Genomic DNA, 12,581 nt, shown 5'->3' with positions numbered 1-12,581 from the left:
AAATCTGTCCCCTTTCGATCGTCCCCTTTCGATCCTCTGTACCTGCAACAAAATTACTCCTGCCCTGTTTCAATATCTTCGACCCACACAGCTATCCGAGGTAGCGCCACTCCACACTTCGGGCAATTACAGCGAGGAAGCGATAATGCCTTATAAGCAACTCCCAACTCACCATCAACTCCGAAATATAAAGTTGGATCTGAGGGATTAGCAACTTTCCCAACCCAATTACATTGATCGCAAGCCACCCGTTCAATGAGCACTCGCTGCCATCGTTCACCCATACGATATAAATGTAATGGCACCCAAGGTTTCAACGATTTAGTTAAATGCAGCCCCAAACAGAATTCACCGTCGCGCCCAGATACAAAATCAAGCATATTGCGCACAATAATTTCAAGATTGCCATTGAAGATAGTTCCATCTTTATATTTGCCTATTTTCAAGATCTCCTCCCATTCACTGACACTGGGAGCAATTACAAGCTGACCATCAACCACCAACTCTGTATATTCTTTCACATAGACCTCTTCAGAAATTTATTTTCCAGTTGGAGCTATTGGTTTCAGAAGATCAGAGCCATGCTTTAGCAAAAATTCGCTCTCTCCAGCACCTGACAAACTCTGCTCAATCAGCCACGAACGGGGTACATATCCACTATAAACCTCACCAGTGCCAGCAAAAAATTTGGCCATTTCAGGGTTAGTCGTAACCGAGATAAGAGTTCTCTCCAGATTAAACGACGCTGGCAGTTCCAGCCCAAAAGCACCGTGAGCTTGAGCATACTGATTTTCAGTCCCCCAAATTTTTAACCACTCTTGATGTGACGCCTTTGACGATGCATAAGCGCCCTCAATGGAGCCAGTTTCATAATACGCTCGCAACGCGGCATCACTGAGGAGATGTCCTGACTCTTTGTAGACGAAATTTTCCGCCCCTTTCTCAGCACCTCGATACACGAGAACCAGATCTTGGCTAAGGCCACCAATCCGCCCCGCCGGAATCAACAGAAGCGAATCTTCCGCAGCCTGCTTCCCTAGCAGCTCGTCATAGGCTGTCGATCCTCCTTGCAAGCCGGCGAGATAGCCAAGTAGCTTTGTCTGATTACTTTTTTCTCGTGAACTGTCCCAATCAGCCCCAGCCAAAAACCCAAGCGTTTCATTTGCAACTTGAGAGCTGGTTCCGGGGAAGTCGTTCCAAAGCCCGCTCCCGAGCACGAGTAGACCTTTTCCAGCGTCGTAGAAGCCTGCCCCAAATCCGGCGCCAAAGGCAATCAAACTCGAGCCGACCTGACCCCAGGTCGGTCCGCCAACACGTAAGTTTTTATCATAGTACCTAGTTTGCGCATCGACATCTAAGTTCGGATATCCAAACAGGCTCCCATTAACTAGATATTCGCCATTCTCCAAGGGATCATTGAATGAGCCAGGATGATTATTACGATAATTCTGAAGCAGCTCCTTTGTTTCATCAGCCGCATATGAAAAAGGGGACGGATTTATTTAATAACTGAGCAAGCAAATAAATCCGCCCCCTTTTTTCCACATGAATTACTACTACTTAGGTATATAGATACAGAATTAGCAACGAAAACAAATGAAAATATTATGGAGGACCACATCCTCATATAAACGCATCTCAAATCTTAAGTCAGAAACTGAAACGGTCCTCAAATACTGTCTGCCCCCCTATTCTGACGACACATTGCCGTGCCACCTCGACGGGTACTACCTTGCCTAAAACAGGCATCATGGCCTTGTAGAACACCTTGTCACAGGCTTCATCTTTACTAAACGGTTGGGCTCTGCCCTCAGCGTCCGCAGTAATGTGGCAGCCCGCTACTAAATCAGCTGGCAGGTCTTTAAAGGCGACAGGCTTTTGAGTAGTGCCCGCCTGCGCCTCGATCATTTCATTGCAACCACCGGTTACGGCCCCTTCCTTAACGGTTTTTACGAAAGCAACGCGCTCGTAATCGGTACCGCTGAAAACAGTCTGGTCGTTGACGCTAACGCGATACTGCGAAGGCTGGAGCATGATGGACTTGATGCAAAACTGTGTTGTGACCGGCTGATTATTCACCGAGGCCGTTGCCGACTTGCAGCCCGGGACAGCGTTGGCGAAGCCACCGCTTTGCGCGCTATCTACGACAGGAATACGCTCCTGAGGCTGCGTGATGTCATAGGCATGCAGTTCACAGCCTCCACCCACAAACTGGAGTTCCGCCAGATAAACCTTACCCTTCTCCGGTGTGAAAATGGTGCTGATCGGACCGCAACGATAGCCGCGGTTGATACTTTCGCCAGTGGCGTAACCCGATACCTCGAATGGCTGATCGGGATCAGCTTGCACTTCCAACTGAGGGAAATGCTTCAAGGTCGCGCTGTGGGCCGTTTCGTTGAGTTTGGCAATCCAGCCGAACACTTTGCCGCGACCGGAATCCACCACTGTCCCCTGCACATCCATACGCTGGTCTGGGTCCGTCGCTCGCCTGATTGCAAATTCCACAGGGACGACATTGCCCGTCGCTCTCATGATCACCTTGGCGTGCTGCGCATCGACGACAACCTTTTTCTGCTGGAATTGGATACCGTCGCGAAGCAGGTTAGGAGAAGAGTCCCGGACGTTGGATTTGCAGCCGGATAACGTCAGAATCAAGCCAAAAATTAGCAGCGTTGTTTTCTTCATGAATGCTCCAAGCGCATCATTGACGCTTAAAAAAGAAAAATGAAAAAAGGGGACAGATTTATTTAAGTACTTAGCAAAAAAATAAATCTGTCCCCTTTTTTTTGTCGCTTTTGCACCTTAGAACATCAACCTAGCAAGATATCCTGCGTATCTACGGTCTCCACGGAACCGTTAGTAATTAGAACACCCAGGCCAAGCTGAGGGTCGAAGGTCGCGTCAAAAATAAAACCAATTTGACGCGATCCTGCATCAAAAGGAGACATCACCTTAATACACCTCAGAGAAACCAAATCCTGCATATCATCAATCGCATTGACCTTGGGTGCTTTTATTTCAGCCTCATCAGCATCAAAGCTCTCTCGGTATTCATCAACCCTACAAAGGTAATAGCCAAACACTGCTTTCTCTACATCCGAAGAAATAGCAGTTTTATTTAAATTAAACTCTCTAAACGCAAGCCTCTGATCTTCAGAGATAGAAGCACCATCAAAAGTTTGAACAACAAGCATCACCTCATACGCCCTTCCAAAAATTAATATTTCACATACTCCTGTCCAAGCCCCGTCAAAGTGTAACTCACCAAAATCTTTATCTGATTTACCAATCATTTTTTAAGCGTCTCCAACAAAGTTCTCTCAGCGACCCCTCCCAGGTGACCATATTTTACACCAAAATCCATAGAGCCAACCTTTCCAGTATGGATAAACGATGGCACCAACTGTAGTGTCCGCATATCTTCAACCTCATGCCATGTATATTTCTGTTCTCTCATGAACCGAACCACATCCGCTTCTTTAACTCCCAACTCACTCGCCAGCATCTGGTTAGCAGCGCGAAAGTTAGAGTCTCGATTTGTAGATATCAAGCCAGGAAGTCTTACCTCTTGAACTGCAACTGGAGAGAAATCTGGGTAGCCATTTTTGTATGAGATACCATCAGGCAAGATAGTCTTTAACTCTGGATTATCGAACACAAAGTTTGATTCGCCTCTAACTCCTGACCACGCCCCTCCGTTGACTGGTGTTAATTTAATTCTGTCTTCATACCGACTGAGTTGAGGTACAAAAGGCCCCATCTCCACTGAGGCTGTATCGACGGCCCCAATTGTCGCTTTTGCACCGAAATTTTCCGCCCCTTTCTCAGCACCTCGATACACGAGAGCCAGATCTTGGCTAAGGCCACCAATCCGCCCCGCCGGAATCAACAGAAGCGAATCTTCCGCAGCCTGCTTCCCTAGCAGCTCGTCATAGGCTGTCGATCCTCCTTGCAAGCCGGCGAGATAGCCAAGTAGCTTTGTCTGATTACTTTTTTCTCGTGAACTGTCCCAATCAGCCCCAGCCAAAAACCCAAGCGTTCCATTTGCAACTTGAGAGCTGGTTCCGGGGAAGTCGTTCCAAAGCCCGTTCCCGAGCACGAGTAGACCTTTTCCAGCGTCGTAGAAGCCTGCCCCAACTCCGGCGCCAAAGGCAATCAAACCCAAGCCGGCCTGACCCAAGGTCGGTCCGCCAACACGTAAGTTTTTATCATAGTACCTAGTTTGCGCAATGACATCTGGGTTCGGATATCCAAACAGGTTCCCATTAACTAGATATTCGCCATTCTCCAAGGGATCATTGAATGAGCCAGGATGATTATTACGATAATTCTGAAGCAGCTCCTTTGTTTCATCAGCCGTATAATTTTTTGTATCATCGGCAAACTTAGGTACATCCCCGGATGCATCGTTGACAGCATACCGTCCAGCCAACGGTGCTAACGCCGCCCCCAGATATTCCAATGTCACGTCATCAAACTGACTATCAGTCCCACCAATCTTCTTGTTCCAATCTGCATCGGTATAAAACGCAAACGCCCGCGCCATCTGCTGCTCGGCCTCGGCCTGGGTGATGCCCAGGCGGGTAGCCAGCATCGGTGCTTGCTGCTCAATCAAGCGAGCTTCGGTGGGGTGGGCCTGGCGGTTGTATTTTTCTACGTTGCTCGCAATGGTCGCGCCGCTCGCCTGTGCGATGCCGCCTTTGCCTACCGCCGCCCCCAAACCTGCTGCCAGCAAGGCATTAAAGGCATCCCGGCTGTCGATACCGATACCGCCGTCTTTAAGCACTTTGTCCATGGCCGGCATGATTGTCGCCGAGGCTCCCGCGCTCAGCGCGCCCCCGGCGGCCGTGCCGCTGGATAAGCCTTGCGCAGCGCCGGCCAGGCTGTGGAGCAAGACGCGCGCAGCACCGCCCTCGCCCCATGTGGCCTGAAGCGTTTTGTCTTTCTGGCGCGTCGCCTCTGCCAACTGTTGGTCGGCGTAATCGCCAATTTTCTTATACGTGTCGGCGGCCGTGGTGTTCGCCACCAGCCCCACCGCCGTGGTGCCCCCAACGCTGCCCAGACCCGCCGCAATCAAGCCCGCGGCAATATCAGCCATGAAACGTTTGTCACCGCCCACGTCCCAGCTCTTGGCATCGGCGATTGCAGCATTGCGTTCTTGCTCGGTCGAAGCGTTTCGAGCTCTTTCACTAGCAGCCTGTTGCTGCGTACTGGCGACTTCGGAGATGACCGTCTTGGATAAGGCAACGGTGCTTTGGATCAGCTCGATCCGCTCCTCCATTGCCTTTTCATCTGGACGGTCCAACCGCGAATTGGCGTTGTCGGTGTCCCGGCTCAGCCCCACAAGATCATTGGCCCCTGCCGCATTGCGGACCGTGATCGTGCCTTCGCTGACAGCACTGCGCGTGGTGCTGTGGTCGGAATCCTTGAGCGACAGCGGAACGCTGCCACCAAAGGTGGTACCTGGCTTCAAGTCGCCATAACCACTGCCATAAGAGACGTTGAAGCCCGCAGACTGGCTCTTGATCTCACTGACGTTCTTGATGTCACTGACGATCAGCCTGTCCGTGCTCAAGCTGTTCTTATCGGCCGTGGCCTCGCTGGCAATCACCGAGCCTTGCAGCACGGTGTTCTTGCCCACGGTGATGTTGTAGCCGTCCTTGCCGGCGAACAGACCGCTTTGATCAGTCACCGCCTCGTACTTGCTGTTCATGTTGCTAGCGGCGATGTTGGCAGTCGCCGTCACCGTTTCGCCGTAACAGAACGGCGGTACACAGATGCTGGCGCCAAAGCCGCCGCTGGTTTGCTTGTTCTTGTGCTCGGACGTGTCTTGCCGCGAAGCGATGTTCAGGTCACCGCCAACCAATGCCTGGATGCTGTCGGCATGGATCTGTGCGCCAGCCAGGGTCGTGTCATTTCCGCTCTGCAGTTTCAGCGAGCCCGTATCCAGGGTGCTGTTGACCTGCGTGACGTCGTGACCGCTCCCCTTGCCTTTGGCGAGCTGGGCACCCAGGTCGAGGGTGAAACCGTTCTGCGAGCCGATGTTGAAGCTGGCCCCGATGGCGGTTTTGTTGTTGCTGCTATTGTTCTCACGATCTTCGGTGTTTTGTGCACTCTCGAACGTGATGTCGTTCTTGGCCAGCAGCAGCGTATCGGCCGCCTTCAGCTTACTGCCGAGAACATGGATATCCCCGGCGGTCCCGGCAGCCTGGCCCGACGCAACGATCAGCAGGCTCCCGCCGCTGTTGACGGTGGTCTGCTTGGCGGTGGTGCTGTCATATTGCGTAGTGCTCTTGCTGTGGGTGCTGGCCAGCTCCGTCCCGATCTTGAACACGGCACCACTACTATTTGGGCTGCCACTGGCGGCCGCAGCAAGATCGTCAACCCGATCGCCCATGCCGTTGAGCGCCATCAGGGCTTGTGCCCCCTTCACGGCTTTCAGACGACCATCATCGGCGTTCCGCGCGGCCTTCGCGTTGTCCCGGATGCTCTTCACCGTATCGACAATCGCCCCACCCACCACGCGCCCTACGGCGAGACCGCTGGATTTGTCCGTGCTGCTCTGGCTGGCACTTTCCATACCGGCAGCCAAGGTGACGTTGGAACCCGAGAGGTTGGTGTCCTTGGTACTGACCAGATCACTGGCCACCACACTCAACTCACGCCCAGCCGTGAGCGTTACATTGCCGGCACTGGAGCCGATCGTGCTGCCGGTAAGCGTGGTTTCTGTAGCCGTGCCGTTGTGCTTCTGACTGTTGATAAACAGATGCTGATTGCCCGTCATGTCATCCAGGCCCAGCTTGTTACCAGTCAATACACCTGTCAGGTCGCGATTCTTTTCCTTGTGCATATCAGTGCGCGAGAAGGTATTTTTCGCCGCATCGATGGTCAGGTCGCGCCCGGCCTGGACTGCCAGATCGCCGGTACTGACCAGGGACGAGCCCGTCACTTTCACATCTTGGCCGCCCGCGACGGTGACCGTCTCGCCTGAGACCATGCTGCCCACGGCAGTCGTGCGCTTCTCATCGACCTTGTCCTGGACTTTGCTCGACTTGAACCCACCCCAACTGCTTTTGCTCTCCTTGCGCTCATGGCGGGCGCTGTCGGAATCAGTCACGGCAAGTATTTGAACATCCTTGCCTGCGACCAATTTCGTCGCACCTTTCTCGGCGGTCGCCGCACTACCCGCCAATAGCAGGTTTTCTCCTGCCACCAGTGTGCTGTCGCCACCGGAACTGACCAGGCTGCCCACCTGGGTGGTGCTGTCCGTTTCATCCAGCCGGAACTTCTTCCCGGAAGAAGACTTCTTGGTCTTGCTGTAGAAGCTGTAGTCCTGATCCGCAGCAGCCTTCAGGGCGAGGTTGTTACCCGCCACCAGGTACGCCTCATTCCCCGCGTTGACCGTACTCGCTACCAGCGTGAGATCCTGCCCCGCGCTCAGCGTCGCATCCCCGCCCGCCTTGAGCGTGGTGGACACCTGCTGGACATGATCCTCGATGCTCTTGACCTTCTTGCTCTGGCCATACGAATGCTGTTCATTCGCCGCGGGCCCCAAGGTCAAGTTCTTGGTAGCGACAATGGCCAAGTTCCGCTTGGCTTCGACCTGGCTAGCGATCACCTTGAGGTCACCACCCGCAACGGCCTGAAGATCCCGCCCAACCGTAACGCTAGAACCATTCTGGGTAATGGTCTGGTCTCGATGTTTGCTGCCCTGCGTATGGCTGTCCACCTGCTCGGCGGCGGTGATGTTCATATTTCGGGCTGCGCGCAATGTGGTGTCGTTACCACTCTTGAGCACACCACCAACATTGGCGATATCCCGCCCAGCGCCCGCGCTCAGGTCATGACTCGCCTCAATCCGCGCCGCGTTGTCAGCAAATTCGCGTTGCTCAGTCTTGTAGCCAGTGCTGCTGGCATGCCGAGTGATGGTTCGCTCATTGGTCAAATCACCAGCCACGGCAACAACACTGACATCCCGTCCAGCAATAACCCCGCCAGCCCGGTTAGTAAGATCCTTACTCGCCAACGCCTCAAGCCGGTTCCCAGCCTCCAGCAACCCGCTGTTAACCAGACTGTCGCCCGCCGTCGCCCTCAGGTTGCTGGACGCACGCAAGGTGCCGGCGTTGTTCAGGTTCTTACCCGCAATCAGGCTGACGTCTGAACCCTGAATCAGCGCACCATTCGGCGCCAGACGATTATTGGCCTGGGCCAGATAAAGCACCGGCACCAGCACCTGTTGATTATTCACCGTCCGGTTTTCCATCCAGACGATGTCATGGGTCAGGGCCGCAACCTGTTCGGCGGTCAGGCTGACGCCCAGGGACAGGTTGAGACTGTCCTTGCTGGCGATGGCATTGTTCATCAGGTACTTGAACATGCCGTCGTCGGAGTTCTGGCCGTCGAGGAAGCGTTGGCCGGTGCGGGCGATCACCGCCTGTTGGATCAGGCGTTGTTCGTAGAAGCCATCGCCCAAACGCTTGGCGGCCACGTCGGGGTCGTAACCCAGGTTTGTCAGCAGGTAGTCCGAGCTCATGAACCGGCGCATGTCGGTCAGCGCCGGGTTGGTCTCGATCAGGTATTTTTGCGGGTTGGCCTGGAACGAACGGTCCGGCAGGCCACGCACTTGCGTCAGGCCCGTGCTCTGGGTCGGCGTGGCCGAGCCGTCGCCGCTCATGCGGAACAGGCCGTTTTGCCCGGTGGGCAAGTCAAAACCCGGCAAGGCCAGCGGATCGACTTGTTGCTGGGTCAGGCTCGGGGGTAGCTGCCGATTGACGCTGATGCGGGTCGAGAAGGCGTTGTCGGCCTGGGTATCGGTACGCGGGCCGGCGCCAACGTAGTTGTAGCCGCCACGCACGACGCCGCTGTTGAGGTCGCCCTGGGTAGGAATGTCGACGGCACCACCGGCCTGGATAATCGCGGCATAGGTCTGGTTATCGGTAGTACTGGTCTGGGTGCGAAACTCCAGCAGCTCACGCTCGGTCATACCGATGAAGCGGCTCATCGCTGCTTCAAGGCCACCCAGGTCGTTGGCGTTGTAGCCCGGGCTCTGCAGCCAATATTTGTTGGTGAAGTCATTCGCGGCGACGCGCCAGCCACTCGGGTGGCGCGTGCGTTGGGACCTGAAGGTGCGCGAGGTTTCGGTCTCGCCAGTCTCGATGCCGATGTTGTTCAGGCTGACGAGGTTGGCGGTCAATGCACCGCCGACGCCGATGCTGCTGCTCCGGTTGGTCAGGGTGTCGCCCTGGATATTCAGGTTGCCGCCGGTGGCGATGCTGGAGGCAGCGCTGGCCGCGGTGACTTCGAACTTATCGCGCTGGATGATCTGCCAGACGTGGTTTTGCTTGGGACCGTCGCAATCACCTGGGACGCAGGCCACTTCCCTGATCGAGGCGGTGTAGATGCCTGCATCGTTGGTGGTCAAGATCTCGCGGACGTTGTCGATCGTGCTGGCCGCCAGGCGCATGTTGCCGTCGCTCTGCAGCGAGCCGGAGCTGTTGAGAATGCGGCTGGCACGCGTGCCGAGGCCGTCGCGATCGATGCTCAGATCACCCAGGCTGTAGATATCGGCATAGCGGTTGGTCAGGCTATTGACGCGCAGGCTGGTGTTGCCGCCGCTGAAGATCAATCCGTGCTCGTTGAGCAGGTCGCCGGTCGATACGCCGAGCGCGCCGGCACTGCCCAACGTGCCGTAGTTGTTGAGCGTGGCGGCCGTGACGCTCAGGCCCGCCGCCGAGGTCAGGCGACCGTAGCTGTTGAGGACGCCATCGACCACGACGGTTGTGTTGCCACCGCCAGCGATACTGCCGTTTTGCTCCAGACTGATCAGCGCGGCCTTGAGGCCCAAGGTGCCGAGACTGCTCAAGCGACCGTTGCCTGTATAGGCGCCGGTCAGTTGCAGGTCGATCGCCCCATCGCTGCCGATCAGGCCGTCAACCCGCCAGTTGCTGCCGCGGCCCACCATGCTGTCGGTACTGAGCAGTTGGCCGGTAGCGGTCTGGGTCAATTGGTCGACATTCACGACCAGGTGCCCGGCCTGGATCGCCGTGTTGTTGGTCCAGCGATCAGCCGTCACCGTCAGGTTGCCGTAGGTCACCAGCTGACCGCCGGCCTGCCCCAGGTTGGCTTGGCTGATGCCGAACAATCCCAGGCCAGTGTGCAGCAGCTTGCCACCCACGTTCTGGACGCTGCCGGTGTTGAAGCCCACGTCATTACTGGCGGTTTCCAGGGTGCCGTCGTTGTTATCGAACAGACCACCGATCTTGAACACCGTGGTGCTGTTCTGGCCCAGGGTGCGCAGTTGGCCTTTCTGGTTGCTCAGGCTGGCGGCCAGAATGTCCTGGCTGTCCTGGCTTTCGATGATGCCGGCGTTGTTGTTCAGCGCACCCGAAAGGTCAAAGTCGATACCACTGGCGCTGACCTGCCCGCCGCCGCTGTTGTCCATGTCCCGGCCAGAGATCCAGACCTTGCCCGTGGCGTATATCCCGCCGTTGCGATTGTTGATATCCGCCGTCGCGTTGGTGACCACGACATCGCCGGCTTGCGCAGCGATGCGTCCGCCGTCGTTGAACAGCCCAGCCAAGGCTCGGATGCTGAGTCCTTGAGCCTGGATCGTGCCGCCCTGGCGATTCACGTCATAGCCATTTTTCAGCACGCCGGTGGTGCGCGCCTCCAGCGCGGCCTTGACGCTGGACAGCACGCCGCCACGGTTGTCCAGGTTGGTGGCGAAGACACTCAGCTTGGCGTCCTTGGCGATGATGCTGCCGCCCTGGTTATCGATGTCGCCGGATACATCCACGGTGACCAGGCCCTCGCCTTGCAGCGTGCCCTTGGCGTTATTCAGGCTGGCGGCATCGAGCTCGACCTCGGCAGCACGGCTGGCGAGCAGGCCTTTATCGGCGTTGTTGACCGCGCCGGTGGCGCTGACCAGCAACTTGCCATTGGCGGCGACGGTGCCTTTGTTGCTGTTGTCCAGGCTGGCGGTGCGCACGGTCATGACGCCTTGGCTGGACAGTTCGCCGCCCCGGTTATTGATCGCGCCGGTGTTAGTGATGTCGAGATTTTTACCGGCCATGACCAGGCCGGTCAGGTTGTCCAGGCTGTCGAGGACCAGGGTCGCGCTGTTCAGGCTCGACAGTTCACCTGCATTGTTTTCCAAATGGCCCAGGTTGGCCGTCAGCAGGCCCTGGCTATTGATCAGGCCGCCCTGGCTGTTGAGGACTTGATCGGCGCTCAGGTGCAGTTCGGTGTTACCCAGGATCCGGCCTTTATTGCGGTTATCCACAACGTTGCCGGTGACGGTGGTCTTGCCCTGCCCACTGAGCGTGCCGCCCTGGTTGTTCAACGCTGCGGTGGTGGTGACATTCAGGTCGCGACTGGCGATGACGGTTTTGCCAGCGTTGTTCAACTGCTTGGCGGTGAGGGTGACATCACCCGTGGTATTGCGGCTGTTATCGGCGTTGACCCCGGCTTCGATAATGCCGTTGTTGCTCAGCGTGCCACCGCTCTCGAGGTGAATGCTGTCGCGCGCCACCAGGTTGTTCTGGCTGGTCAGGTCGCCCTGGGTCTTCACCCTCAGTCGGCTACCGGCGTACACCTGGCCGCGGGTTTCCAAGCTTTTGGCGTCGATGTCGACGGCACCGGCAGCCGCCGTCTGCGCCAGACTCAAATGCCCATTGGCATCCAGCTGAATATCCCCCCCACTGGCAACCATCTTGCCGTCCAGCTTCACCCCAACCCCGGCCTCGGTGCCCACCAGCTTGATCGCGCCAGCGTACATACCGCCCAACGCCGAAGAGTCGATGGCCAGCTCTGGTTTCGCACTGCCGTCATCGGCACGGGCAGTGGCGTTCAGGGTATTGGCGTTGACGTCGTTGCGCCCAGCCACGATGGTCAGGTTCTTCGCCTGGATCTCGGCGTTGATCTTGGCGCTGCGAGTAATGATTTCGAAACGGTCGACGTTGTTCGCGTTCAGACCCGCGCCTTCAATGGCGACGCTGCCCTGGTCCACCTGATAGCGACCCACCTGGCCGTTTTCGATGATCGGCTTGCCCGTGGTCAGGGTCGCCCTCGGCGTGTTGATGAAACCGCAGCCGTTACAGCTGATGCCATAGGGGTTGGCGACGATCACATGGGCCGACTGCCCCGCCACTTCGGTGTAGCCGCGCAATTGGCTCGGGTTGCCGCCGTTGACTTCGTTGAGGATGACCTTCGCGGCCGTGCCCTGGAGGTTCGGGTTGCCGAGGATGATCCCACCCAGTTGCGTGGATTGGGCGGCGTTGGTGGCGTTGTTGAGGATCACGCCGTTGCTGCCGACGTTGTAGTCCTTGAACTGGTTGTGGGACAGGCCGCTGCCGTTGGGCTTGGCGATGTTGACCACCGGCACGCCATTGCCGGCCTGGCCAAGGCTGGTGCCCGGGGCGCTGACCACGATGCCGTCCGCCTGGGCCCACATCGGTTGCCAGAACATGACGTTGGCCAACAGGAACGCCAGGCCGCGCTTGGGCATGCCCCAGAAGGCGTCGCGGGTTTGCAGGGCAGCAGAAGGCTGGCGGGCCAGGAAGGCGTATTGGCGGTCGTCCATG

5 protein-coding genes are annotated in these 12,581 nt (G+C 56.7%); all 5 read right to left on the bottom strand.

Annotation, left to right across the window (positions count from 1 at the left end):
• Window positions 1-53: 53 nt before the first annotated feature.
• The 5 genes from KGA89_RS01185 to KGA89_RS01165 all read right to left on the bottom strand — a co-directional run bounded on the left by KGA89_RS01185 (window position 54) and on the right by KGA89_RS01165 (window position 12,580).
• Window positions 54-521 (bottom strand): hypothetical protein, encoded by a 468-nt coding sequence (locus tag KGA89_RS01185; RefSeq protein ID WP_223470281.1) that lies wholly within the window; start codon window positions 519-521, stop codon window positions 54-56.
• Window positions 522-539: 18 nt separating this feature from the next.
• Entirely contained in the window at window positions 540-1,409 is an 870-nt protein-coding gene (locus tag KGA89_RS01180; protein WP_223470279.1) for a hypothetical protein, read from the bottom strand.
• Window positions 1,410-1,650: 241 nt separating this feature from the next.
• A complete protein-coding gene (locus KGA89_RS01175) occupies window positions 1,651-2,685 on the bottom strand; it encodes a hypothetical protein (protein ID WP_223470277.1) in 1,035 nt (344 codons plus the stop codon).
• Between the two features lie 125 nt (window positions 2,686-2,810).
• Complete coding sequence (locus KGA89_RS01170; protein ID WP_223470275.1) at window positions 2,811-3,293, bottom strand: DUF6985 domain-containing protein; 483 nt, start codon at window positions 3,291-3,293, stop codon at window positions 2,811-2,813.
• The gene (locus tag KGA89_RS01165) at window positions 3,290-12,580 is read right to left on the bottom strand and encodes a hemagglutinin repeat-containing protein (RefSeq protein ID WP_223470273.1); all 9,291 of its coding nucleotides are present in this window, start codon (window positions 12,578-12,580) and stop codon (window positions 3,290-3,292) included. The genes KGA89_RS01170 and KGA89_RS01165 overlap by 4 nt, the downstream gene beginning before the upstream one ends.
• Window position 12,581: the final 1 nt, after the last annotated feature.

This window comes from Pseudomonas sp. A-RE-22 (assembly GCF_019956035.1).
In the GTDB taxonomy this organism is placed as follows: domain Bacteria; phylum Pseudomonadota; class Gammaproteobacteria; order Pseudomonadales; family Pseudomonadaceae; genus Aquipseudomonas; species Aquipseudomonas brassicacearum.
The sequence above is the reverse complement of the archived record's forward strand: the minus strand, read 5'-3'. Positions and strand labels throughout refer to the sequence as shown.